Source organism: Bradyrhizobium sp. Kon69, assembly GCF_055807515.1.
In genome coordinates this window covers 30,369-54,287 of the sequence record NZ_JBVVOS010000009.1, presented here as the reverse complement: position 1 = coordinate 54,287, position 23,919 = coordinate 30,369, and the positions used below count along the sequence as shown (strand labels likewise).

Sequence of the window (23,919 nt, the reverse complement as noted above, 5' to 3'; positions counted from 1 at the left end):
CAATGGCCGAGATAATGGAGGAGGAGGCATCGATACGCAACTTGGGTTGCCTGAAAAGCTCAAATCCGCCCGGCCGTTGGTCCGGCCGGGACGGATTTGCTCCGGGCACCGGAGGTAATCAATCGCCGTGACCGAAATTTGTTCCGTGGACACGGCTCTGCCCATGGCGTTAACGGAAGAAATGCCTGCGTTAGGTGGTCGCGCCGGTCAGCCGGCCCGTTTCAAGCCGCCTTTGGCCTCGATGAAGCCGATGATGCGGTCCAGCCCCTGGCTCTTCTTCAAGTTGGTCATGACGAACGGTCGCTCGCCGCGCATGCGCCTGGCGTCCGTCTCCATCTTTTCCAAGGAGGCGCCGACATAGGGCGCCAGGTCGATCTTGTTGATCACAAGGAGGTCGGACCGGGTGATGCCGGGGCCGCCCTTGGACGGGATCTTGTCGCCGGCGGCCACGTCGATGACGTAAATGGTGAGATCGGCGAGCTCCGGGGAAAAAGTGGCAGCGAGGTTATCACCGCCGGATTCGATCAGCACGAGATCGAGCCCGGGAAACTTGGCGCGCATATCCGCCACCGCGGCGAGATTCATCGAGGCGTCCTCGCGGATCGCGGTGTGCGGGCAGCCGCCGGTCTCGACCCCGGCAATGCGATCCGGCGTCAGCGAGCCGGAGCGGACCAGGAATTCCGCATCCCATTTGGTGTAGATGTCGTTGGTGATCGCGGCGATGTCGTAGCGCTCGCGCATGGTCTTGCAGAGCAGGTCCATCAGCGCGGTCTTGCCCGATCCGACCGGACCGCCGATGCCGACACGCAAGGGACCGTGAGAAGTAGGCATGCTCTCTCCTAATGTCGTCCGGCGAAGGCCGGGACCCATAGCCACCGAACTGAGCTGACGAGGTGCGCTGTGACCACATCCTCCCATAGCCACAAAGATTTGTGGTTATGGGTCCCGGCCTTCGCCGGGACGACAATCGAATAAGTCCCGAACAACTCAAGATCTGAACAGCCGCGTATATTGCGTCTCGTGCCGCAAGCTGGCGAGGTCGGCGCGAAATGTCGCGCCGCCGAGATCGTCCAGCGTCGCATTCAGCGCACGATTCGCCGTCGTGGCGACCGCGGCTTCCAGCCTCACCAGCACGCGCTGGCTGTCGGTCTGGCCGAGCGGAATGAGCCGGCTGGCCGCGGAGATCCAGTTCGAGACCAGCGCATGCAGGAAGGCGTGCAGCGTCGGCGCCAGCGGCACGCCGTGCATCGCGGCGACCACGCCAACGGCAACGGGATAGACCAGTGGCGTCCGGCATGCCGCAACCATGGCATCCAGCCCGTCGGCATCCCACGCGGCGCGGGCGATGTCGATGAAGGCACGGCCCTGCGATGTCGTCTCCAGCTGCCGCTCGCGCGACGGCACGAAGGCCGCGGCGAGCTCGGCGATATCGCTCAAGGTGTCGCCCTCACCCGCTTCAGTGGCGCGATAGGCGTGGACCAGAAACGTCGCATCGCAGAAACCCGAGCCATCGCGAAGCATCGCGTCGAGCCAGTCCGCCAGCGTCGCAGTGTCGGTGATGTCGCCGGCCTCGACCGCCCATTCAATGCCGCTGGAGTAGGAAAAGCCGCCGACGGGAAACGCGGGCGACAGCCAGGTCATCAACCGATACAGCGCCGCCGCCTCGCGCTCCGCGAGGTCGCGGGCCGCGACCGGCTCATTTGTGGTCATGAGCATGCTTGTGGCCGTGGTGATGATCGGGGTGATCGCAATGCTCGTCGTGGTGATGGTGATCGTGACCGTCGCCATGTGCGGCGCGATCATGGTGGTGATCATGACCGTGATGATCATGACGATCATCATGGCCATGATCGTGATGCGCGTGGTCGTCGTGTCCATGCGAATGACCGGCATCGGCATAGGCGCCGCCTTCGGGATCGAACGGCGCCTCGATCTCGATCACGCGCGCACCGAGGCCCTTCACCATGGCTTCGATGACGTGGTCGCGGCGGATGCGCAGGCCCTTGGCCATGATCTGCGTCGGCAGGTGACGATTGCCGAGATGCCAGCCGACACGAATAAGGTGGTGCGGATCCTGGCCGCGGATCTCGAGCAGCGGCTCGGGCGCGGCGACCACCTCGACCAGCCGGCCGTCCTCCAGCACCAGCGCATCGCCGCCGCGCAGCGCGACGGCATTCTCCAGGTCGAGCAGGAACTCAAGCCCCCGCGTCCCCGTCATCGCCATGCGGCGGCGGTGCCGATCGTCGAAATCGAGCACGACCGTATCCGCCGGCGCTTCCGCGAAGCGGTGTTGTCCCCTGACCTGCGTCGCCCGGATCATGCGCTTTTACCCCGTTACCGTGTCTCGACCTTCTCGGGCGTGATCACTTCGATCTTCGGCGGCGCCGTAAAACACTTCACCGCGACGCGGCCGAACGTCTTCATGTGCTCCATGGCGCGATGCGGCACCAGCGCCTCGGCATTCTCCCACTGCTCGACGAACACCATCTTGGCGGGATCGGTGACGCTCTCATGCAGATCATAGGTGATATTGCCGGGCTCTTTCCGCGTCTCCTTGATGCAGGCGGTGGCGGCTGCAATGAATTCGGCTCGCGTTTCAGGCTTGATGGTCAAGGTGGCGACGACATAGATCACGAGAAATCCTCCCGGCTTTTCTTCTGGGCTTCAGATACCGGGCGGGACCTTAGACCAGGCGGGATCGAACGCAAAACCGGAAAAGCTGCCTCCGATATGCGGCAAGACACATTCCTGAGACATGCGTTGAGGCGCTATTTCAGTACATGAAATATCGCTGCGCCATCGGCAGCACCTCGGCGGGGGCGCAGGTCAAAAGCTCGCCGTCGGCGCGGACCTCATAGGTCTCTGGATCGACCTCGATATTGGGCGTGGCGTCGTTGTGGATCATGCTCTTCTTTGAGATCCTGCCGCGGGTGTTCTGGACCGCATAGAGCTTCTTGTCGATGCCGAGCTTGCGCGCGAGGCCGCCGGTGATCGCGGCCTTCGAGGTGAACACCACGGAGGACGCGGTCATCGCCTTGCCGAAGGCGCCGAACATCGGCTGGTAATGCACCGGCTGCGGGGTCGGAATCGAGGCGTTGGGATCGCCCATTGGAGCCGCGACGATCATGCCGCCCTTGACGACGCAATCCGGCTTGACGCCGAAGAAGGCTGGCGACCACAGCACGAGATCGGCGAGCTTACCCTTCTCCACCGAGCCGATCAGCTTCGAAACGCCATGGGCGATCGCGGGATTGATGGTGTATTTGGCGATGTAGCGTTTGACGCGGAAATTGTCGTTGTCCTTGCCCTTATCCTGCGGCAGCGAGCCGCGCTGCTTCTTCATCTTGTCGGCGGTCTGCCAGGTCCGGATGATGACCTCGCCGAGGCGGCCCATGGCCTGGGAGTCCGAGGAGATCATCGAGAGCGCGCCGAGATCATGCAGGATGTCCTCGGCCGCGATGGTCTCCTTGCGGATGCGGCTTTCGGCGAACGCCAGATCTTCCGCGATCGAGGGATCGAGGTGGTGGCACACCATCAGCATGTCCAGATGCTCGTCGATGGTGTTGCGCGTGAAGGGCCGCGTTGGGTTGGTCGAAGACGGCAGCACGTTCTTCAGCCCGGCGACCTTGATGATATCAGGGGCGTGACCGCCGCCGGCGCCCTCGGTGTGGAAGGCGTGGATCGTGCGGCCCTTGAACGCCTTGATCGTATCCTCGACGAAGCCGGATTCGTTCAGCGTGTCGGTGTGGATCATCACCTGGATGTCGTAGTCGTCGGCAACCGACAGGCAGGTGTCGATCGCGGCCGGCGTGGTGCCCCAGTCCTCGTGCAGCTTCAGCGCACAGGCGCCGGCCTTGATCATCTCGACCAGCGCGGCGGGCCGCGAGGCGTTGCCCTTGCCGGAGATGCCGAGATTGACCGGGAAGGCGTCGAACGACTGGATCATCCGCCCCATGTGCCACGGCCCCGGCGTGCAGGTGGTGGCGAACGTGCCGTGCGACGGACCGGTGCCGCCCCCTAGCATCGAGGTGACGCCCGACATCAGCGCGTGCTCGATCTGCTGCGGGCAGATGAAATGGATGTGGCTGTCGAAGCCGCCGGCGGTGAGGATCTTGCCTTCACCCGCGATCACGTCGGTGCCGGGGCCGATGATGATGGTGACACCGGGCTGGATGTCGGGATTGCCGGCCTTGCCGATGCCGGCGATCATGCCGTCCTTGATCGCGACGTCGGCCTTCACGATGCCCCAGTGATCGACGATCAGGGCATTGGTGATGACGGTGTCCGCCGCACCCTGCTTGTTGGTGACCTGCGACTGGCCCATGCCGTCGCGGATCACCTTGCCGCCGCCGAACTTCACTTCCTCGCCGTAGGTGGTGAAATCCTTCTCGACCTCGATGATGAGGTCGGTGTCGGCCAGCCGCACCCTGTCGCCGGTGGTCGGGCCGAACATGTCGGCATAGACGGAACGCTTTATTTTGACGGACATCACAAGCCCCGTTTGCGTTTGAATTTGGGATCGGTGCTCACAGCGAGGTCCTTGCTGTGAGCACCATGTCGTCGAAGGTCGTATCGAGCCAAGAGTTGCCGCCGCGGCAACCGGCGACAACCTGCTCGGCCCAGTCGGTGTAATCGACGAGGTCGTCACGTTCCTCGGCCGTCGGATCGGAATGTACGCGCGCGCCGATATTGCTGATCTTGTCGGCGATCTTGATCAGCCTGGCGCCAGCCGATTTCTTCGGTGCGTCGAGCACCTGACGCCGCCGCCGCTCCGGCTTCGGCAGGCTCATATCGTCGGTGCATTCCTCGACAAGCGACGCGACACGGTCGGAGAATTTTTGCGCGAGCTCCTCGCGCGTGGTGTCGGTGTCCTCGATAGCATCATGCAGCCAGCCGGCTGCAACGAGTTCGGCGTCGGCGCCGTCGGTCGCGGTCGCAAGCAGGTTCGCGACCTCGGCGAGGTGGTTGATGTAAGGCTCATGACCGCGGCCCTTGCGCGCCATCCCGTTGTGGCGGCGCGCGGCGAGTTCGGCGGCTTCGGAGACAAGGCGGACAGGTGACAGCATGGCAAAGTCCTCCGTTTTCGCCTCAACCGTGCCGCGCCACGCTCGTTCCTGTGGAATTCACAGCTTCCCCATCACGTCGCCGCGGAAGCCGTAGATGGTCTTCTTGCCGGCCACCGCGACGAGCTGGACGTCGCGGGTCTGGCCCGGCTCGAAGCGAACCGCCGTGCCGGCGGCGATGTCAAGGCGCATGCCGCGGGCCTTCTTGCGGTCGAACTTCAGCGCCGGGTTGGTCTCGAAGAAATGATAGTGCGAGCCGACCTGGATCGGGCGGTCGCCGGTGTTCGCAACCGTCAGCGTCACGGTCTTGCGGCCGGCATTGAGCTCAATCTCGCCGTCCTGGATGAAGAGTTCGCCGGGGATCATGCTCTCACTCCTACCTGATCGGCTCGTGCACAGTGACGAGCTTGGTCCCGTCCGGAAAGGTCGCCTCGACCTGGATGTCGTGGATCATCTCTGGGATTCCCGGCATCACCTGGTCGCGGGTGAGGACCTGCGCACCCGCCTGCATCAGCTCGGCGACGGTGCGGCCGTCGCGCGCGCCTTCGAGGATGAAATCTGAGATGAGCGCGATCGCCTCGGGATGGTTGAGCTTGACGCCGCGATCCAGTCGGCGGCGGGCCACGATCGCCGCCATCGAGATCAGAAGCTTGTCCTTTTCGCGGGGAGACAGGTTCATGCGAAATCTCTTCCGTTCAACACTTTCAGCCGATCAATTGAGCCAGAGCCGCGGCAGCGCCGCACCGGTGCGCGCCAGCACGGCCATCATGTCGGCGCGCAGCCGCGCCGCATCTTGGGCACAGAACCGCGCCATTGCAAAGCCATTCCAGGCGGATATCCCGACCTCGCCGCCAAAGGATTCCGAGGCCTCGCGGAGACGCTCGATCAGGGCCTCGTCGCCGGGCACGATCAGCGCCGTGCCGATCGCGGCGCCGCCCTTCGCCACCGCCGATCGCGCAAGCTTTGCGCCGATATTGCCGTCGAGCCTGACGGTCTCGGCGAACACTAACTTGCCGCCACGACGCAGCCGCCAGCGGTCGACGAACTCGCCCTGCTCCATCCGTTCGCCCATGGCGGTACGGCCGAACACCACGATCTCACACAGCAGGAGCGAGGCAGTCGCATCGAGGTCTATGTCGAAGCGGCGTCGCACGCGCGCCCGGTCGAACAGGATCGTCTCCTGCGGCAGCCAGCCGAGATGTGCGCCTGCGGCAACCTTCAGCGCTATATTGAGCTCCGCCGCCTGCGCTGGCGCGCGGTAGACCTTTTCCGCGGCTGCCGTCGTCAGCGTCAGCTTCGAACCATCTGCGGCCGCGATCTCGATGTCGAAGCGATCGCCGCCCGCAACGCCGCCGGCCGTGTTGACGAACACACCGGAGAGACCCTCGTCCTCCGGCGAAGGGAAGCGCACGCGCAGGGAGCCGGACTCATGCAATATCCCGCGACGTGTCACACCGTCGCGCGCGTGGACGTCGAAGCGCACCGCGCCGCGGGCGCGGTTGGCGTCGAACACCGAAGATGTCGCTAAAACGTCGCTGCGCATCCGCCTCCCCAGCCGGTCGCGGCAGAATGGCCTACAGCGCCATCTGGCGGCTGATTTCGCTCGCGTCGAGATTGGAGCGATCGCAGGTGAACTTCACCGCGCCGCGATCCATCACCGCAAAACTGTCGCCGAGTTCGCAGGCAAAGTCGAGATATTGTTCGACCAGCACGATGGCGATGTTGCCGAGATTGCGCAGGTACGAGATGGCGCGGCCGATGTCCTTGATGATCGAGGGCTGGATGCCCTCGGTCGGCTCGTCGAGCAGCAGCAGCTTTGGCCGCATCACCAGCGCGCGCCCGATCGCAAGCTGTTGCTGCTGGCCGCCGGAGAGATCGCCGCCGCGCCGGCCGAGCATGGATTGCAGCACCGGGAACAGCGAGTACACGTCGTCCGGAATGTGCTTGTCCTCGCGCTTGAGCGGGCCGAAGCCGGTCTTGAGATTTTCCTCGACCGTCAGAAGCGGAAATATCTCGCGCCCCTGCGGCACGAAGCCGATGCCCTTGCGCGCACGCTCATAGGGCTTCAGGCCGGTGATATCGCTGCCGTCGAGCACGATCGCGCCCGAGGAGATCGGGTACTGCCCGACCATGGCGCGCAGGAGCGAGGTCTTGCCGACGCCGTTGCGCCCGAGCACGCAAGTCACCTTGCCGGGCTCGGCCGCGATCGAGACGCCGCGCAGGGCCTGCGCCGCGCCGTAGAACAGGTTGATGTCCTTGACCTCAAGCATCGCTCACCGCCCCAGATACACTTCGATGACCCGCTCGTTGGACGAGACCTGGTCGATGGTGCCTTCCGCGAGCACGGTACCCTCGTGGAGGCAAGTGACCTTGACGCCGAGCTCGCGCACGAACGTCATGTCGTGCTCGACCACCATCACGGTGTGGGTCTTGTTGATTTCCTTGAGCAGCTCGGCGGTGAGATGCGTCTCGACGTCGGTCATGCCGGCGACGGGCTCGTCGACGAGGAGCAGTTTCGGATCCTGTGCGAGCAGCATGCCGATCTCGAGCCACTGCTTCTGGCCGTGGCTGAGGCTGCCGGCGAGACGGTTGCGGGCATCGGTGAGGCGGATCGTCTCCAGCACCTTATCGATCTGCTCGGATTCCGCCCGGCTGCCGCGCCAGAACAGCGTGCCCTTGACGCTGTGGTCGACATTGAGCGCGAGCAACAGATTGTCCTGCACGGTCTGGCTCTCGAACACGGTCGGCTTCTGGAATTTGCGGCCGATGCCGAGCTCGGCGATGCGGGTCTCGTCCAGTCGCGTCAGGTCGGTGACGCCGTCGAACAGCACGGTGCCTTCGTCAGGCTTGGTCTTGCCGGTGATGATGTCCATCATCGTGGTCTTGCCGGCGCCGTTCGGGCCGATGATGGCGCGCATCTCGCCGGGCTCGAGCGTCAGCGAGAGGTTGTTGATGGCGTGGAAGCCGTCGAACGAGACGTGCACGCCGTCGAGATAGAGCATTGCGGAGGTCGCGCGGGTGTCCATGACGTTCATTGCGCTTCCTCCGCCATTTTGGGTTCGGTGACGCCGTCTTCGGCCGCGGCGCTCGCAATGGTCGCGGCGTCGCGCCTTTCCTTCGACGAGTCCCACCAGGCGTTGAACGTGCCGACGATACCCTTGGGCAGCAGCAGCGTCACCAGGATGAACATGGCGCCCAGCATGAACAGCCAGTAGGGCGCAAGCATGCCGGAGGTGAAGAACGTTTTCGCGTAGTTGACGACGACGGCACCGAGCGCAGCGCCGACCAGCGTACCGCGGCCGCCGACCGCGACCCAGATCACTGCCTCGATCGAATTGCCCGGCGCGAATTCGCTTGGGTTGATGATGCCGACCTGCGGCACATAGAGCGCGCCGGCGACGCCGGCCATGCAGGCCGACACCGTGAACACGAACAGCTTGTAGGATTCGACGCGGTAGCCGAGGAAGCGCGTGCGCGATTCCGCATCGCGCACGGCGATCAGCACTTTGCCGAGCTTGGACGAGACGATGGCGCGGCAGATCAGGAAGCCAACGATCAGCGCCAGGCAGCTCAGCGCGAACAGCGCAGCACGCGTGCCCTCGGCCTGCACGTTGAAGCCCAGAATGTCCTTGAAGTCGGTCATGCCGTTGTTGCCGCCGAAACCGAAATCGTTGCGGAAGAAGGCGAGCAGCAGTGCATAGGTCATCGCCTGCGTGATGATCGACAGATACACGCCCGTGACGCGGGATCGGAAGGCGAGCCAGCCGAAGCAAAAGGCCAGCAGACCCGGCACGATCAGCACCATCAGCGCGGCAAACCAGAACATATCGAAGCCGTACCAGTACCAGGGCAGCTTCGAATAGTTCAGGAACACCATGAAGTCCGGCAGGATCGGGTTGCCGTAGACACCGCGGCTGCCGATCTGCCGCATCAGATACATGCCCATCGCGTAGCCGCCGAGCGCGAAGAAGGCGCCGTGGCCGAGCGAGAGGATGCCGCAATAGCCCCAGATCAGGTCAATCGAGAGCGCCAGGATGGCGTAGCAGACATATTTGCCCCAGAGCGCGACGAGATAGGTCGGCACCTGCAGGAACGAGCCCGCGGGCAGCAGCAGGTTGGAGAGCGGGATGAGGATGCCGCAGGCCACGACGACGGCAAGGAAGATCGTCGCGCCGCGGTCCAGCGATCGCGTCAGCATGTGAGGGGTCATGCTTCCACCGCACGGCCCTTGAGCGCGAACAGACCGCGCGGCCGCTTTTGAATGAACAGGATGATGAGAACGAGGATGGCGATCTTGCCGAGCACGGCGCCGGCGACCGGCTCTAGGAATTTGTTGGCGATGCCGAGCGTGAAGGCGCCGACCAGCGTGCCCCAGAGATTGCCGACGCCTCCGAACACGACGACCATGAAGCTGTCGATGATGTAGCTCTGGCCGAGATTGGGGCTGACATTGTCGATCTGAGACAGCGCCACGCCGGCGATGCCGGCAATGCCCGAGCCGAGGCCGAAGGTCAGCGCATCGACACGCGAGGTCGCGATGCCCATCGAAGCCGCCATGCGGCGGTTCTGCGTGACCGCGCGCATCTCGAGCCCGAGTGCCGTGTAGCGCAGCATCGCGAGCAGAATGACGAACACCGCGAGCGTGAAGACAAGGATCCAGAGCCGGTTATAGGTAATCGTGATCTGGCCGAGCTCGAACGCGCCGCTCATCCAGGAGGGGTTGCCGACCTCGCGGTTGGTCGGGCCGAACATGGTGCGCACGGCCTGCTGCAGCACCAGCGACAGGCCCCACGTCGCCAGCAGCGTCTCCAGCGGACGGCCATAGAGAAAGCGGATGATGCTGCGCTCGATCACGACGCCGAGCGCGCCCGCCACCAGGAAGGCGAGCGGCACCGCGATCAGCAGCGAATAGTCGAACAGGCCGGGATAGCGGGTGCGGATCACCTCCTGCACCACGAAGGTGGTGTAGGCCCCGATCATCACCATCTCGCCATGGGCCATGTTGATGACGCCCATCACGCCGAACGTGATGGCAAGCCCGATCGCGGCAAGCAGCAGCACTGAACCGAGCGAGAGGCCGTACCAGGCATTCTGCACCATCGACCAGACCGCGAGCGAACTCTGGATTGAGCCGATTGCGCTCGCGGCAGCCTTGGTCACCGAGGCGGGCTGGTCGCCCATGCCGGTGAGAAGCGCCATCGCCTCCTGGTCGCCGCGCGCCTTGATGGTGGCAACGGCTTCGAGCTTCTCGAGCTCGGTGGCATCAGGCCTGAACAACAGGATCGCCGCGCGGGCGTCGCCCAGCGCAGCCTTGACGGATCGGTTGGTTTCCTTGGCGAGCGCGCCGTCGACGGCTTCGAGCGAGGTCTCCTCATGCGACTTGAAGACGGATTGCGCGGCCTGGAGCCGCGCTCCGATGTCGGGTGACTGCAGCGTCAGACTGCCGATCGCGGCATCGACGCTGCGGCGCAGGCGGTTGTTGAGGCGGACGGCGCTTGCACTGTCGGGCACGCTGGCCACGGCCTGACCGGTCGCGGCATCGATCGACTTGCCGTCGGTACCGGTGACGTAAACCTTCTTGCTGTCCGGATCGGCCATCAGCCGGCCGTCCTGGAGCGCGCTGATGATGGGAAAGGCCAGCGTATTGCCGCTGCTCGCGACCACGCCGATCGCCTCTTCCGTGTCGGAATAATCGTCGTTGGCGAATTTGGCGACCGCATCTTCGAACGGACCAGCCAAGGCCGGCAGTGCGAACGCGATCAGGAACAACGAGAGCAGGAGCGAACAGAGGCGGGCGGACAAATTGGCTGGCACTGTGAAAGACCCCGGCAGAAAAGGGTGGAGAAGGCGGCGGGATCGCCGCCTTCTCCGATCGTGCAATGGAGCGTCAGATTCGGATCAGGAACCCGAACCGAGGCACTTGTTGGTCTTGGTGTTGAAGTTGCCGCACTTCTTGCCGACCCAGTCGCCGACCAGGTCCTTGGAGCCGTCGAGCTCCTTCGACCAGGCGTCGCCCGCGACAAGACCCGGGGTCTTCCACACCACGTCGAACTGGCCGTTGGCTTTGATTTCGCCAATGAACACCGGCTTGGTGATGTGATGGTTCGGAAGCATCTTGGAGGTGCCGCCGGTCAGGTTCTTGGCTTCGATGCCCGGGAGCGCGTCGATCACCTTGTCCGGATCGGTCGACTTCACCTTCTCGACCGCCTTGACCCACATGTCGAAGCCGATCACGTGCGCTTCCATCGGATCGTTGGTCACGCGCTTCGGATTCTTGGTGTAGGTCTGCCACGCCTTGATGAACTTCTCGTTCTCCGGCGACTTGATCGACTGGAAGTAGTTCCAGGCGGCGAGATGGCCGAGCAGCGGCTTGGTGTCGATGCCGGCGAGTTCTTCCTCACCCACCGAGAACGCGACGACCGGGATGTCCTTCGCCTTGATGCCCTGGTTGCCGAGCTCCTTGTAGAAAGGAACGTTGGCGTCGCCGTTGATGGTCGAGACCACGGCGGTCTTCTTGCCGGCCGAACCGAACTTCTTGATGTCGGCCACGATCGTCTGCCAGTCGGAATGACCGAACGGCGTGTAGTTGATCATGATGTCTTCCTGGGCGACACCCTTGGACTTCAGATAGGCTTCCAGGATCTTGTTGGTGGTGCGCGGATAGACGTAGTCGGTGCCCGCGAGCACCCAGCGCTTCACCTTCTCGTCCTTCATCAGATAGTCGACGGCGGGGATCGCCTGCTGGTTCGGCGCGGCACCGGTGTAGAACACGTTGCGCTCGCTCTCCTCGCCCTCGTACTGCACGGGGTAGAACAGGATGCTGTTCAGCTCCTTGAACACCGGGAGCACCGACTTGCGCGACACCGAGGTCCAGCAGCCGAACACGACCGAGACCTTGTCCTTGGTGATCAGCTCGCGCGCCTTCTCGGCGAACAGCGGCCAGTTCGAAGCGGGATCGACGACGACAGCTTCGAGCTTCTTGCCGTTGACGCCGCCCTTCTTGTTCTGCTCGTCGATCAGGAAGAGGATGGTGTCCTTCAGCGTGGTCTCGCTGATGGCCATGGTGCCGGAGAGGGAATGAAGCACGCCGACCTTGATGGTGTCGTCCGCGGCTTTCGCACCGGAAATGGAAGCCAGACCAAGCATCAGTCCGGCGGTCGCGGCGAGAACGCCACGGCGGCTAAATGGCGCCGCTATATCGTGAGTGGATTTGCTATGCATGAGTGTCTCATCTCCCTGACGCAGACGTGAAAAACGCTGCGAAACGGCCCCAACGGCCGCCTGCGATTAACGGATTCGCAAGAACCGTGCCATGGATTAGACACATATTAGGCTATTGATTTCGCTGGAAAAATCGACAGAAAACGAACCATCGCCATGGCTGCGCCGCTTAAACATTGAGCAATTCAAATGTATGCGAATGCGGCAGGCAGGCTATTTTCTGAGCAAATTTCCCAGTCTGGCTAAATTTCCGGCATAACTATTTCTGCACCGCGATCACCATTTGGGGTGAGCCTGCCTTGAAAGCGCCGCCTCAATGTTCCATATGAGGGTCGAGGTCTCTTGCGAATCAGAGACCGTTGCGAGCCGCGTGTTCTTAAGCCCTTACGGGCGTCTGGCTTGCCCCATCCCATCAAGCCATCCGACACCCCAAACACGCAGGTGTCCCTCTCGACACCCTTTTGCGCGCGCCGCGCCGAATGCGCCGGGCGCCCGCTTTTGACATGGAAAGAACCCACCTTTTGACTTCGTTTCAGGATTTCGGCCTCGCCGAACCCATCGCTCGTGCTCTCACCGAAGAGAACTACGTCACCCCCACCCCGATCCAGGCCCAGACGATTCCGACCGCGCTGACCGGCCGCGACGTCGTCGGCATCGCCCAGACCGGAACCGGCAAGACCGCGTCCTTCGCGCTGCCGATCCTGCACCGCCTGCTCGAGAATCGCATCAAGCCGCAGCCGAAGACGACCCGCGTCCTGGTGCTGTCGCCGACCCGCGAACTGTCCGGCCAGATCCTCGACAGCTTCAACGCCTATGGCCGCCACATCCGCCTGTCCTCGACCCTCGCCATCGGCGGCGTGCCGATGGGCCGTCAGGTTCGCTCGCTGATGCAGGGCGTCGAGGTGCTGGTCGCCACCCCCGGCCGTTTGCTCGACCTCGTGCAGAGCAACGGACTGAAGCTTGGAAGCGTCGAATTCCTCGTGCTCGACGAGGCCGATCGCATGCTCGACATGGGCTTCATCAACGACATCCGCAAAATCGTCGCCAAGCTGCCGATCAAGCGGCAGACGCTGTTCTTCTCGGCCACCATGCCGAAGGACATCGCCGAGCTGGCCGACGCCATGCTGCGCGACCCCGCTCGTGTCGCGGTGACCCCGGTCTCCTCGACCGTGGAACGCATCCAGCAGCGCATCATCCAGGTCGACTTCTCCGCGAAGCCGGCGTTCCTCGCCCAGCTGTTGAAACAGGAGCAGGTCAACCGAGCCCTGGTCTTCACGCGCACCAAGCACGGCGCCGACAAGGTCGTAAAGACACTCGAGAAGGCGGGGATCCCCGCCAGCGCCATCCACGGTAACAAGTCGCAGAACCATCGCGAACGGACGCTTGCCCAGTTCCGCACCGGTGAAATCCGCACGCTGGTCGCCACCGACATCGCCGCCCGCGGCATCGATGTCGACGGCATCACCCACGTCATCAATTTCGACCTGCCCAACGTGCCGGAGACCTATGTGCATCGCATCGGTCGCACCGCACGCGCGGGTGCCGAGGGTACCGCGATCTCACTGGTCGCAGGCGGCGAGGAGCTGAGCTATCTCCGCGACATCGAGCGGCTGATCAAAGTGGCGCTGCCGCGTGAGGATCGCCGCACCGACGCCGGCCGCCGCGATGCGGGTCCTCCCCCGCAGCAGCAACGACAGGGTCGGCCGGGCCGCCCGGGCCAGCGTCCGCAAGGCGCAAGGCATGGTGACGGTCGCCGCGCCGACGAAAGGCATGCGGACGGGCGCCACCACAGTGCCGCCAAGCAGGGCGACGGAAGACCCGGCGAGGGACGGCATGGCGACGCCAGACGTGCTGACGCACGGCCCGGCACTGGCCCGAAGGCTTCGAAGGCTCCTCGTCGCGACCACACCGGCGGCAAGGCGCATTCTTCGCCAAACGGCCGTCCGGAACAGCGTTCCGCGCATAGCGCCGGGGCGTCTGATGGGATACAAGGCGTTGCCTTTTTGCGCCGCGAGAGTCGGCCGAACGGCCAACCGAACCGCAAACCCCATTCGCACTAGCCGTCCACGACCTGGAGAAATTCATGGCTAAGGAAGAGCTGATCCAGTTCGAAGGACTGGTCACCGAAATCCTCCCCGACGCGCGCTACCGCGTGCAGCTCGACGCCGGACACGAGATCGTCGCCTACACCGCCGGCAAGATGAAGAAGAACCGCATCAAGACTCTGGCGGGCGACCGCGTGACAGTGGAGATGTCGCCCTATGACCTCGAAAAGGGCCGGCTGATTTTCCGCCACAAGGACGAACGTCCGAGCGGGATGGGCGGACCTCCGCGCCCCGGACAGCGCGGCGGCCAGTTCCGCCGCCGCTAGTCGGGGGCTCAGCGCGCGAGCGAGGACCTGAAGTTCCGACCTGTATGCTGATCCGCCGTGAGCATCACGGCGGATCAAAAAATCGTGCACGTCAGCATTGTTTTGGGGTTCTGTTTCCAATAAAATGAATTAATCGATTTTCGGCCGGACGACATTAGCATCCACCGGTACAGCCGGTTCAGACACGCTGACGACCCTTCCAAAAATTCGATCTAACCTGTCCGCGCGAGCGGGCTCTGACATTGTGTTATCTGAGAAGGGACTACCCCCATGAGCATGGGAACCGTGAAGTGGTTTAACGCGACCAAAGGCTTCGGCTTCATCCAGCCCGACGATGGCGGCCAGGACGTGTTCGTCCACATCAGCGCTGTGGAGCGTGCAGGCCTCGGCACGCTGCGCGAAGGTCAGAAGATCTCCTACGAGATCGTGGCCGACCGCCGTTCCGGCAAGTCGGCAGCGGACAACCTCCGCTCCGCCGGTTGAGCCTACCGCTTACGGCCCCGATCGGCTCGAGCGAACAAGTCAAAAGGAAAAGGCCGGGCGCAATGCCCGGCCTTTTTTCTAGTTCAGGGGGCACGGCAGCGACGGTACGCCGTTGTAAGGAACGCAGGTGACCTGGCGCGGACGCGTGTAGGAGACATCACTCAGCATGATGCCCGACTTCAGAACAAATTTGACGGAAGGCGTGTAGAGGTAACTCGCCTCGCTGTAAATGAGGTAGGTCTTCGGGATCAAGAGCGTCGACGGAATCATCGAGGTGACCGTGGTACCAGCAGCCAGAGCCGAGGGCGGAGCCGTCAGCGTGGCCTGCGTCGCACCGTTGGCAATGGTGGCGGACTGGCTCCATTTAATTTTGGCGACGCTGCTCGAGTCGATATAGATCTGAAGAACCGTGCCGTTCACGAGCGTAGCGTCGTAAGGCATGATCATCGAAATGCTTGCCGTGAACGTGTCCTGCAAGTCGCCAGAGTCGAGCGACGTTGACTGCGACGTCAAATCGGACAGTGTCCGTGCAATCATTGTGACTTTGCGATCAATCGCCACGGCCGATGAAAATTCGACGGTACCGAAGAACATCACCAGCATCAGCGGCACGATCACCGCGAATTCGGTCGCCGCGAGTGCGCGCTTGTCGGCGACGAAGTCACGCACGAAGTGACCGGTATTCCTCCAGATATGCGCAATCGGCTGCATCGGCTTGCTCGAATCCATCTGTCTCAAAAAGGTTCGTTCTTGAAGGCCGCGGTCGCGACCAGCAGCCGTTTGTTGCTGCAGCCCATGTTGAAGCCAAGGCCGGTGACGATGAGCGGCCACTGATAGAACAGGCGCACCACGACGACCTGACCGGCGGCCCCGGCATTGTACTGCACGCCGGCAGGGTTGAAGCTGCAGGAATTGCCGTAGCTGGTGAGGCTTAGTGCTCCGAACGAGTTTGTACTCACAACGTCGACGTAGAGCTTGGTGCAATCAAAGAGCGCTGGGATCTGGCTGCAGACGTAAGCCTTGAACGTCGTTTGCGAGCAGGGCGTGCTCACGCCGGACACCGCGCAGGCCGCCACCGAACCGGATTGCGCCTGCCCCGTCAGCAACACCCGCGCGGAATTCTGGCTGGCGCTCTCGAGCACCTGGGTCGCCAAGAACATCAGCGCCGTCTCGATGACGGCGAACAGCAGCGCGAAGAACATCGGTGCGACCAGCGCGAACTCGACGGCTGCGGAGCCGCGGCGACTGCCGCGAAACCGGCGCAGCATGGCGAGGAGCGTGAACCTCGTAGGTGCAGGCGAAGGCATCAAATTCCCCAGCAGCAGCAGCAATCATCTGCCATGTTCAATAGCGGAAACTGATTGTTTAAGTGTTTCAGGCGATCCACACCCGGCGGCCCGGACCATTAAGGGCGCGTTAACCGTGAACGACCCAGCCAAGGAGACGAGAACATTGAGACGAGCATACGGAGAGAGAAACTCACGCGCCCGCGTCGGCCCGGGGCGATCCTTGCCCCGGCAAACCCGCCAATCAAACTCGCTGGTTGGTCTTACTCAGTTCGTCTTACTCAGTTCGTCTTACTCAGTTCGTCTTGGCGCCCGCACCAGCATTGCCGCTGGCCGTGCTGCTCAACGAACCGGCCTGACTCATCGTGTTGTTGAAATAGGTGTCGCTGTCGCCGAGCGTCACGCGACGCTGGCAAACCGGCATGCAGCTGTAGGACTCGCGCTCGATCCCGCGATAGACGGTGACGAGCCGATCGCTCGGACCTTCGACCTGGATCTGGCGGTCGACCAGGATCTCGCCGCCTCGGTCGAGCGCGATGAAATTGGTGGCGCCATAGCCCTTGCCGGTCACGACGATCATGCCACCAGGCTGGAGCGTGACGTCGGCGATCATGGGATTGCCGACCACGATGGTCGCCACCTTGCCAGGCAACCGCACCAGCTTGGCCTGGTCGACATTCACGGCAATGGCATCTGCGGTCGGCTCGGCAAGGCCAGCAGCCGGCGATGCCAGCACCGCGGCCGCAACCAGAAGACAGACGCGCGCATGACGGCGCAGCAGTTGTTTACGCATACTCTTACCCCCGGGACGTCACAAACCGGCAGAAGCAATCAGATACAGCCGAGCCGGTGCCCGACCCGGCTAACCTGCCCTCAATTCGTGAACGTTCCGCAAATTCGCCGACTATTGTTTGAACGGACTGGCATTTCGCGGCCCTCGAGAACCTAGCGGCGGAACGGATAGGCAAGCTGCCCTCCGATCTCCTTCGGCATGGTGGCTTCATCCTTGCCGTAATCCTGCGGCAATTGCCCCGCGGGCATGCGGAAAGTGCCGAACAGCACATCCCAGATCGGGAACGTGCCGGCAAAATTGGTGTCGCCGCCCTCTGCGAGGGAGGTGTGGTGCCAGCGATGGAACACCGGCGTCGCCAGCACATATTTGAACGGCCCGAAGGTCCAGTTGAGATTGGCGTGCACGAAGGCCGAATGGAAGGTCGTGAACGGGGCGAGCCAGACCATGGCGTTCGGCGAAATGCCGGCCATCAGCAGCACGACGTCGACCGCGATCGTACCGAGCACGAGATTGACGGGATGGAAGCGGGCCGCGGAAATCCAGCTGATCTCCTCCGAGGAGTGATGGATCGCGTGGTACTTCCAGAACCCGCCGCCGTGGAACAGCCGGTGCAGCCAGTACAGCATGAAATCGGACAGGACCAGGAACAGCACGGCCTGGACCCAGAGCGGCAATAGCGCCAGCGGGCCGTGGCCATTGTCGTAGAAGGCGATGAGCCCGTCGGCATCATGGATGTTGAAGACGAAGCTCGCACCGACGATCAGAAGGCTGATCCGCATGACGCGTGCGAACACCGGAACGACAAACCAGTAGCAGATGTCCGTGACGATCTCCCGCTTGCGCCACCAGGGCACGCCGGGATTGCAGGCCCAGACGTGCTCGAGCACGGTGAAGACCACCGCGAGCGCGAAGGTCGTGGGGATCACCTTCGCGATGGTCTCGCCGAGCATCAGGGCGATTTCCATGGGCAGGCTCGACATTGTCGCCTCTCTTGCGAATTGCTGGTCCCGCCTACGCGTACTCCCCCAAATTTAAGGGACGGTGAAGCCGGAACTGCGCTTGCTGCACATCCGGAACTGGAACGATTGCAACTGGCTGCCTTAAGGCGAAATTCACTCTGGCCAGCGGCCGGCGGGTTTGCCCGATCGAATTAACTCTCCCGAAAGAGCTCGGATCTCATGGTCATTGCGTCAAGCACACGCCGAACGAGGCGATCCCACCCCAGATGGAGTTTTGTTCATGAAGAACCTGATTGCGCGTTTCGCGAAGGATGAATCCGGCGCCACCGCCATCGAATACGGTCTGATCGCCGCCGGCATCGCGCTGGCCATCATCACCGTCGTCAACAATCTCGGCAGCACGCTGAACGCCAAGTTCAACTCGATCAGCAGCTCGCTGAAGTAAGCGATCGACGAACGACGGCAAAAGCCCCGGGCCTCCGGGGCCTTTGTTTTTCAGACCGCGAGTTCCAGTGGCGTTGAGTAAGTACAGAACCGATGCCGCGGTCGCGGCAAACGCGGCGGAGGCCGCGCAGACCGGCTCGCCGGCTTACTGGGTCTGTCTGGCCCTGCTGCTTGCGACCGTCGCGCTCGCCGCACGCATCGCCTCCCTCTGGTGAGCACGCCTTCGGCTGGTTCCGCCCATCGAAACCGCTGCCGCCGTTTTCGGTTTGTTTAGCACTGCCGGCTAGAATCCGGCGACGCCAGCTCCGCGGCAAACCCAGGCCTCAAGACGCAGCCCATGATCCTCGACCTTGCGCGCCTTCTGCTCTTCCCTGCCCTGATGGCGTTTGCCGCCGCGAGCGATCTCTTCACGATGACGATCTCCAACCGCGTATCGCTGGCGCTGGTCGCCGGCTTTTTCGCGCTTGCTCTCGCCGGTGGCATGGCACCTTACGAGATGCTGAGCCATGTCGGCTCAGGCGCGCTCGTCCTGGTCGTGGCTTTCACCTGTTTTGCGATGGGCTGGGTCGGCGGTGGCGATGCCAAGGTCGCGGCCTCCGTCGCACTCTGGTTCGGGTTCGCACAGCTGATGAACTTCCTGCTCTACGCCTCGCTGTTCGGCGGGGCGCTGACGCTGCTCCTGCTCCAGTTCCGGCAATGGCCGCTGCCTTATGGGCTGGCGGGCCAAGCCTGGCTCGCGCGGCTGCACGCCAAGGAGAGCGGCATTCCCTACGGCATCGCGCTCGCAATGAGTGCGCTGATGGTCTACCCGGAGACCGAATGGGTGAAGGCGATCGACCTCGCTCACCTCGCATTGCGCTGAACGCATCGGGTCAACCCGGCGTTAAGGCGATTTAGATACGCCTCATTAACCATGCTTTGACGAATAGCTGGTCAACTGCCGATTACGGCGGCGTCAGCGTCGCGGCGTTTGTTGGAAAGTGAAGCGTATGAATAGGGCACGCATTGTCGTCCTGACGGTCGCCATCTGCGCCGGCGGTGTCGCCGCGTATCTGGCGAGCGGCTCGGACAATTCTGCGCCGCCTCCGGCTCCGGTCGCGCAGCTTCCGACCGTCGACGTCCTGGTCGCCAAGAACGACATCGGCCTCGGCCAGACCGTCAAGCCGGAAGACGTGCAATGGCAGACCTGGCCGTCCGCGACCGCCAGCACCACCTTCATCCGCCGCAACGAGCGCCCCGAGGGGGTAACCCAGGTCACCGGCTCGATCGCACGATCTCCCTTCATCCAGGGTGAGCCGATCCGCGACCAGAAGCTGGTCAAGGCCGAAGGCTCCGGCTTCATGGCGGCAATCCTGCCCACCGGCATGCGGGCGATTTCGACCGAGATCTCGCCGGAAACCGGCGCAGGCGGCTTCATCCTCCCCAACGACCGCGTCGACGTGCTTCTGACGCGCCGTCTCAAGAACCCGGACCAGAGCAGCGGCGCCCCCGATGTGATCACATCCGAGATCATCCTGGCCAATATCCGCGTCCTGGCCATCGACCAGGCGCCGAAGGAGAAGGACGGGCAGAACGCGGTGGTCGGCAAGACCGTCACCCTCGAGCTCAATCCTGCGCAGACTGCGACGCTCTCCTCCGCGCGCCAGAGCGGCACGCTGTCGCTGGCGTTGCGCAGCATCGTCGACGTCAAGCTGAGCGAGATCACGCTCGATGATTCCGCGCAGAAGCGCGATGGCATTTCGATCATTCGGTACGGTATCCCAAGCTCGACGGCGAAGGCACGATGAGGACTGTCGATATGAAATGCAGGGCGAACTTGGCGACGATGCGAACTTCTGTGGTCCGCGCCCTGTCGTTTTCGGCCGCCGTCGCGCTCGCGCTCAACCCGGTGCTGACCCCTGTGGTCGCCGCCGACTATCGCCCTGTGGCGCAGGCTGCGGCCGACGGTCAGATGAACGCGCGATTCCTCTCGCTCGGCATCGGCAAGTCGATCGTGATCGACCTTCCGCGTGACATCAAGGACGTGCTTGTCGCCGATCCCAAGATCGCCAATGCGGTCGTCCGCTCGGCGCAGCGCGCCTACATCATCGGCGCCGCGATCGGCCAGACCAACATCGTGTTCTTCGATTCCGCCGGCCAGCAGATTGCGGCCTATGACATCGCGGTCAAGCGCGACCTCAACGGCGTGCGGGCCGCGCTGAAGCAGATCCTGCCGAACTCAGACATCCAGATCGACGGGCTAGGCGACGGCATCATCCTGACCGGCTCGGCCGCGAATCCCGCCGAAGCCCTGCAGGCCAACGACCTCGCCGTGCGCCTCGCGGGCGGCCCCGAGAAGGTCGTGAACTCGATCGTGGTCCGCGGCCGCGACCAGGTCATGCTCAAGGTGACTGTCGCCGAAGTGCAGCGCAGCATCATCAAGCAGCTCGGAATCGACCTCACCGCCAACCTCAGCTACGGCACCTCCGTCGTCAGCTTCAGCAACTCCAATCCGTTCACGGCTCTCGGCCACAACCTCGTCGACGGCAACAACCTGACCACCAAGTTCGGCGGGGCCCCGTCGGTGCAGGCCACCCTGCGTGCGATGGAAACCGCGGGCGTGATCCGGACGCTGGCCGAACCGAATCTGACCGCGATCTCCGGTGAATCGGCAACATTCATCGCCGGCGGTGAATTCCCGGTGCCGGCCGGCTACGCGTGCGACCCCACCACGCACGTTTGTACCACCCAGATCAGCTTCAAGAAGTTCGGCATCTCGCTCAACTTCACCCCCGTCGTTCTCACCGAGGGCAAGATCAGCCTGCGGGTGATGACGGAGGTCTCCGAGCTCTCCAACGAAAACGCGATCACGCTGTCCCAGGCCGTGACCTCGTCCTCGGTCAACTCGCTCACGGTGCCCTCGATCAAGACCCGCCGCGCGGAAACCTCGCTGGAAATTCCTTCCGGCGGTGCGATGGCTATGGCCGGCCTGATCCAGCAGCAGACCAAGCAGGCGGTCAGCGGACTGCCGGGCCTGATGCAGCTCCCGGTCCTCGGCACGCTGTTCCGCAGCCGCGACTTCGTCAACAACGCGACCGAGCTGGTCGTGATCGTGACGCCTTATATCGTTCGCGCAGTTGCGCAAAAGGATCTGTCGCGGCCGGATGATGGCTTCTCCGCGCCTGCGGATCCGCAGGCCGAACTGCTCGGCAACATCAACCGCATCTACGGCGTGCCCGGCCGGACCGAACCGGCCAAGAACTACCGCGGCACCTACGGCTTCATCACCGACTGAGGCGGAACGGGGACTTCATGAAGATCACTAGACCACCCCAGATTCGCAGGCGCGCCATCCACCTCGGCGGCGCGCTCGTCGGCATGGCGCTCGCCCTTTGCGGCTGCCAGCATGACGAAGCGGTCACGGCCTCCATTCCCGACGACTACAAGCAGCGCCATCCGATCGCGATCGAGGAGCAAAATCGCTCCATCGTCGTCTTCGTCGGCCATGCCCGCGGCGGCTTGACCGCCGCCCAGCGCGCCGACGTGATGGGCGTCGCGTCGGCCTGGATGCACGAAGGCACCGGCGCGATCCGGATCGACGTGCCGTCCGGCACGCCCAACGCGCGTCCGGTCGCGGACACCATGCGTGAAATCCAGGCGATCCTGTCGGCGGCAGGCGTTCCGCCGCGCGGCGTCAGCGCCCGCTCTTACCAGCCGGAAGACAAGCGCTTCCTGCCGCCGATCCGGCTCACCTATTCCAAGATCGCCGCGGTCGCGGGTCCCTGCGGCCTGTGGCCGGAAGACATCGGCCCTTCGATGAAGAACAAGAGCTGGTTCGAGAACAAGGACTATTACAATTACGGCTGCGCTTATCAGCGCAACCTTGCGGCGATGGTCGACAATCCGTCGGATCTCGAGCAGCCGCGGCCCGAAACGCCGTCCTACACGCCGCGTCGCACCGCCGCGTTCGAGAAGTATCGCAAGGGAATGCCGACGGCGGTCGCCTATCCTGAGGCCGACAGGGCCAAACTCAGCGACACCGGCAAATGATCAGCTACGCTCGCCAGCCCCAAGAAGAGCAGTCCGAGGCATCGCTCCCGCCAGCCGAGGAGCATATTGCGCCTGCGCCCCGCGTTTCCGTCCAGGCTTTCTGCGAGACCGTGGAAACGGCGGCCGCCGTGCAGTCGGCCGGCGAAGATCGCCGTCTCGGCAAGGCCCATCTGAAGATCCAGATGGGCGGTATGGCGGCAGCGGTCGAAGCCTACCGCTCGGCACCCACGCCGAACGTGATCGTGCTCGAAAGCGACGGCCGCAACGACCTCCTGGGCGGGCTCGATCATCTCGCAACCGTCTGCGACGCCGGCACCCGCGTGGTCGTGATCGGCCGCATCAACGACGTCATGCTCTACCGCGAGCTGGTGCGCCGCGGCGTCAGCGACTACGTGCTCGCGCCGGTCGGCGCGATCGATGTCGTGCGCTCGATCTGCAACCTGTTCTCGGCGCCGGAAGCCAAGGCCGTCGGCCGTATCATCGCCGTGGTCGGCGCCAAGGGCGGCGTCGGCGCGTCAACCATCTCCCACAACGTCGCCTGGGCGATCGCCCGCGATCTCGCGATGGATGCGGTCGTCGCCGACCTCGACCTCGCCTTCGGCACTGCCGGGCTCGACTATAACCAGGATCCGCCGCAGGGTATTGCCGACGCCGTGTTCTCGCCCGATCGCGTCGATACCGCCTTCATCGACCGCCTGCTGTCGAAATGCACCGACCACCTCAGCCTGCTGGCGGCGCCGGCGACGCTCGACCGGGTCTATGATTTCGGCGCCGACGCCTTCGATGCCGTGTTCGACACGCTGCGCTCCACCATGCCCTGCATCGTGCTCGACGTTCCGCACCAATGGTCGGGCTGGACAAAACGCGCCCTGATCGGAGCGGACGACATCCTGATCGTGGCGGCGCCCGACCTCGCCAATTTGCGCAACACCAAGAACCTGTTCGATCTCCTGAAGGCCGCGCGCCCGAACGACCGTCCGCCGCTCTACTGCCTGAACCAGGTCGGCGTGCCGAAACGGCCCGAAATCGCCGCGGCGGAGTTCGCCAAGGCGATCGAGAGCCAGCCGGTCGTCTCGATCCCGTTCGAGCCGCAGATCTTCGGCTCGGCAGCCAATAACGGCCAGATGATCGCGGAGATCTCGGCCAACCACAAATCAATCGAGATGTTCCTTCAGATCGCCCAGCGCCTGACCGGCCGCAGCGAAACGAAGAAGCAAAAGTCGTCCCTGCTTTCACCCCTGATTGAGAAGTTGCGGGGAAAATAGGTCGC

The 23,919-nt window shown here is 63.7% G+C and carries 28 protein-coding genes; 10 read left to right on the top strand and 18 right to left on the bottom strand.

The genetic code is table 11. From position 1 onward, the window contains the following. Nucleotides 1–207 precede the first annotated feature (207 nt). The 14 genes from ureG to urtA form a co-directional block, all read right to left on the bottom strand. Nucleotides 208–831, bottom strand: coding sequence for an urease accessory protein UreG (gene ureG, locus AC0L3U_RS13960; protein ID WP_473362137.1), 624 nt, complete (start codon nucleotides 829–831; stop codon nucleotides 208–210). A 156-nt stretch (nucleotides 832–987) separates the two neighbouring features. Further along, entirely contained in the window at nucleotides 988–1,716 is a 729-nt protein-coding gene (locus AC0L3U_RS13955) for an urease accessory protein UreF (protein ID WP_473362198.1), read from the bottom strand. Continuing rightward, nucleotides 1,697–2,320, bottom strand: coding sequence for an urease accessory protein UreE (locus AC0L3U_RS13950; protein ID WP_473362136.1), 624 nt, complete (start codon nucleotides 2,318–2,320; stop codon nucleotides 1,697–1,699). The genes AC0L3U_RS13955 and AC0L3U_RS13950 overlap by 20 nt, the downstream gene beginning before the upstream one ends. Before the next feature lie 14 nt (nucleotides 2,321–2,334). Beyond that, a complete protein-coding gene (locus tag AC0L3U_RS13945) occupies nucleotides 2,335–2,634 on the bottom strand; it encodes a putative quinol monooxygenase (protein WP_473290405.1) in 300 nt (99 codons plus the stop codon). Nucleotides 2,635–2,773: 139 nt separating this feature from the next. Beyond that, nucleotides 2,774–4,489 (bottom strand): urease subunit alpha, encoded by a 1,716-nt coding sequence (gene ureC, locus AC0L3U_RS13940; RefSeq protein ID WP_007605426.1) that lies wholly within the window; start codon nucleotides 4,487–4,489, stop codon nucleotides 2,774–2,776. A gap of 37 nt (nucleotides 4,490–4,526) precedes the next feature. After that, nucleotides 4,527–5,066, bottom strand: coding sequence for an HD domain-containing protein (locus tag AC0L3U_RS13935; protein WP_473362135.1), 540 nt, complete (start codon nucleotides 5,064–5,066; stop codon nucleotides 4,527–4,529). A gap of 57 nt (nucleotides 5,067–5,123) precedes the next feature. Then, entirely contained in the window at nucleotides 5,124–5,429 is a 306-nt protein-coding gene (locus AC0L3U_RS13930) for an urease subunit beta (protein ID WP_007599812.1), read from the bottom strand. A gap of 10 nt (nucleotides 5,430–5,439) precedes the next feature. Next, on the bottom strand, nucleotides 5,440–5,742 hold the full coding sequence (locus AC0L3U_RS13925; RefSeq protein WP_007599811.1) for an urease subunit gamma: 303 nt from the start codon (nucleotides 5,740–5,742) through the stop codon (nucleotides 5,440–5,442). A gap of 33 nt (nucleotides 5,743–5,775) precedes the next feature. Then, on the bottom strand, nucleotides 5,776–6,606 hold the full coding sequence (locus AC0L3U_RS13920) for an urease accessory protein UreD (RefSeq protein ID WP_473362134.1): 831 nt from the start codon (nucleotides 6,604–6,606) through the stop codon (nucleotides 5,776–5,778). A gap of 31 nt (nucleotides 6,607–6,637) precedes the next feature. Further along, on the bottom strand, nucleotides 6,638–7,333 hold the full coding sequence (gene urtE, locus AC0L3U_RS13915; protein WP_473264576.1) for an urea ABC transporter ATP-binding subunit UrtE: 696 nt from the start codon (nucleotides 7,331–7,333) through the stop codon (nucleotides 6,638–6,640). Between the two features lie 3 nt (nucleotides 7,334–7,336). Beyond that, nucleotides 7,337–8,098: an urea ABC transporter ATP-binding protein UrtD gene (urtD, locus tag AC0L3U_RS13910; RefSeq protein WP_027515450.1), complete on the bottom strand. Its 762-nt coding sequence runs from the start codon at nucleotides 8,096–8,098 to the stop codon at nucleotides 7,337–7,339. Next, entirely contained in the window at nucleotides 8,095–9,273 is a 1,179-nt protein-coding gene (gene urtC, locus AC0L3U_RS13905; RefSeq protein WP_456766323.1) for an urea ABC transporter permease subunit UrtC, read from the bottom strand. Before urtC ends, urtD begins: the two co-directional genes overlap by 4 nt. Further along, nucleotides 9,270–10,877: an urea ABC transporter permease subunit UrtB gene (urtB, locus tag AC0L3U_RS13900; RefSeq protein ID WP_473362133.1), complete on the bottom strand. Its 1,608-nt coding sequence runs from the start codon at nucleotides 10,875–10,877 to the stop codon at nucleotides 9,270–9,272. Before urtB ends, urtC begins: the two co-directional genes overlap by 4 nt. An 84-nt stretch (nucleotides 10,878–10,961) precedes the next feature. Beyond that, the gene (urtA, locus tag AC0L3U_RS13895) at nucleotides 10,962–12,284 is read right to left on the bottom strand and encodes an urea ABC transporter substrate-binding protein (RefSeq protein ID WP_007599797.1); all 1,323 of its coding nucleotides are present in this window, start codon (nucleotides 12,282–12,284) and stop codon (nucleotides 10,962–10,964) included. Nucleotides 12,285–12,763: 479 nt separating this feature from the next. Here urtA and AC0L3U_RS13890 point away from each other — a divergent pair, with 479 nt between their 5' ends. From AC0L3U_RS13890 to AC0L3U_RS13880, 3 genes are all read left to right on the top strand, one after another. Beyond that, nucleotides 12,764–14,344, top strand: a complete 1,581-nt coding sequence (locus tag AC0L3U_RS13890) for a DEAD/DEAH box helicase (RefSeq protein WP_473362132.1) — start codon at nucleotides 12,764–12,766, stop codon at nucleotides 14,342–14,344. Between the two features lie 23 nt (nucleotides 14,345–14,367). Next, nucleotides 14,368–14,655 carry a translation initiation factor IF-1 gene (gene infA, locus AC0L3U_RS13885; protein ID WP_007599789.1) on the top strand — a complete coding sequence of 96 codons (288 nt, stop codon included), beginning with the start codon at nucleotides 14,368–14,370 and terminating at the stop codon, nucleotides 14,653–14,655. A gap of 270 nt (nucleotides 14,656–14,925) precedes the next feature. Continuing rightward, nucleotides 14,926–15,138, top strand: a complete 213-nt coding sequence (locus AC0L3U_RS13880) for a cold-shock protein (protein ID WP_007599788.1) — start codon at nucleotides 14,926–14,928, stop codon at nucleotides 15,136–15,138. A gap of 78 nt (nucleotides 15,139–15,216) precedes the next feature. Here the strand turns inward: AC0L3U_RS13880 and AC0L3U_RS13875 are convergent, their stop codons facing one another. The 4 genes from AC0L3U_RS13875 to AC0L3U_RS13860 all read right to left on the bottom strand — a co-directional run bounded on the left by AC0L3U_RS13875 (nucleotide 15,217) and on the right by AC0L3U_RS13860 (nucleotide 18,197). Next, nucleotides 15,217–15,867, bottom strand: coding sequence for a TadE/TadG family type IV pilus assembly protein (locus tag AC0L3U_RS13875; protein WP_473362131.1), 651 nt, complete (start codon nucleotides 15,865–15,867; stop codon nucleotides 15,217–15,219). Nucleotides 15,868–15,872: 5 nt separating this feature from the next. After that, on the bottom strand, nucleotides 15,873–16,445 hold the full coding sequence (locus AC0L3U_RS13870; RefSeq protein ID WP_473347381.1) for a TadE/TadG family type IV pilus assembly protein: 573 nt from the start codon (nucleotides 16,443–16,445) through the stop codon (nucleotides 15,873–15,875). A 274-nt stretch (nucleotides 16,446–16,719) separates the two neighbouring features. Further along, nucleotides 16,720–17,217 carry a pilus assembly protein N-terminal domain-containing protein gene (locus tag AC0L3U_RS13865; protein WP_027570204.1) on the bottom strand — a complete coding sequence of 166 codons (498 nt, stop codon included), beginning with the start codon at nucleotides 17,215–17,217 and terminating at the stop codon, nucleotides 16,720–16,722. Between the two features lie 152 nt (nucleotides 17,218–17,369). After that, a complete protein-coding gene (locus AC0L3U_RS13860; protein WP_473347380.1) occupies nucleotides 17,370–18,197 on the bottom strand; it encodes a sterol desaturase family protein in 828 nt (275 codons plus the stop codon). A 259-nt stretch (nucleotides 18,198–18,456) separates the two neighbouring features. Between AC0L3U_RS13860 and AC0L3U_RS13855 the strand changes: the two genes are divergently transcribed. The 7 genes from AC0L3U_RS13855 to AC0L3U_RS13825 all read left to right on the top strand — a co-directional run bounded on the left by AC0L3U_RS13855 (nucleotide 18,457) and on the right by AC0L3U_RS13825 (nucleotide 23,914). Further along, nucleotides 18,457–18,621, top strand: a complete 165-nt coding sequence (locus AC0L3U_RS13855; protein ID WP_456766327.1) for a Flp family type IVb pilin — start codon at nucleotides 18,457–18,459, stop codon at nucleotides 18,619–18,621. Nucleotides 18,622–18,694: 73 nt separating this feature from the next. Then, entirely contained in the window at nucleotides 18,695–18,835 is a 141-nt protein-coding gene (locus AC0L3U_RS13850) for a hypothetical protein (RefSeq protein ID WP_197031224.1), read from the top strand. A gap of 122 nt (nucleotides 18,836–18,957) precedes the next feature. After that, on the top strand, nucleotides 18,958–19,482 hold the full coding sequence (locus AC0L3U_RS13845) for an A24 family peptidase (RefSeq protein ID WP_027570202.1): 525 nt from the start codon (nucleotides 18,958–18,960) through the stop codon (nucleotides 19,480–19,482). Nucleotides 19,483–19,609: 127 nt separating this feature from the next. Then, nucleotides 19,610–20,407: a Flp pilus assembly protein CpaB gene (gene cpaB, locus AC0L3U_RS13840; RefSeq protein WP_027570201.1), complete on the top strand. Its 798-nt coding sequence runs from the start codon at nucleotides 19,610–19,612 to the stop codon at nucleotides 20,405–20,407. A gap of 11 nt (nucleotides 20,408–20,418) precedes the next feature. Further along, nucleotides 20,419–21,894, top strand: a complete 1,476-nt coding sequence (locus tag AC0L3U_RS13835) for a type II and III secretion system protein family protein (RefSeq protein ID WP_473362130.1) — start codon at nucleotides 20,419–20,421, stop codon at nucleotides 21,892–21,894. 17 nt (nucleotides 21,895–21,911) lie between these two features. Then, nucleotides 21,912–22,649: a CpaD family pilus assembly protein gene (locus AC0L3U_RS13830; protein WP_473362129.1), complete on the top strand. Its 738-nt coding sequence runs from the start codon at nucleotides 21,912–21,914 to the stop codon at nucleotides 22,647–22,649. Further along, nucleotides 22,646–23,914 (top strand): CpaE/TadZ family protein, encoded by a 1,269-nt coding sequence (locus AC0L3U_RS13825; RefSeq protein WP_027570198.1) that lies wholly within the window; start codon nucleotides 22,646–22,648, stop codon nucleotides 23,912–23,914. Before AC0L3U_RS13830 ends, AC0L3U_RS13825 begins: the two co-directional genes overlap by 4 nt. Nucleotides 23,915–23,919 lie beyond the last annotated feature (5 nt).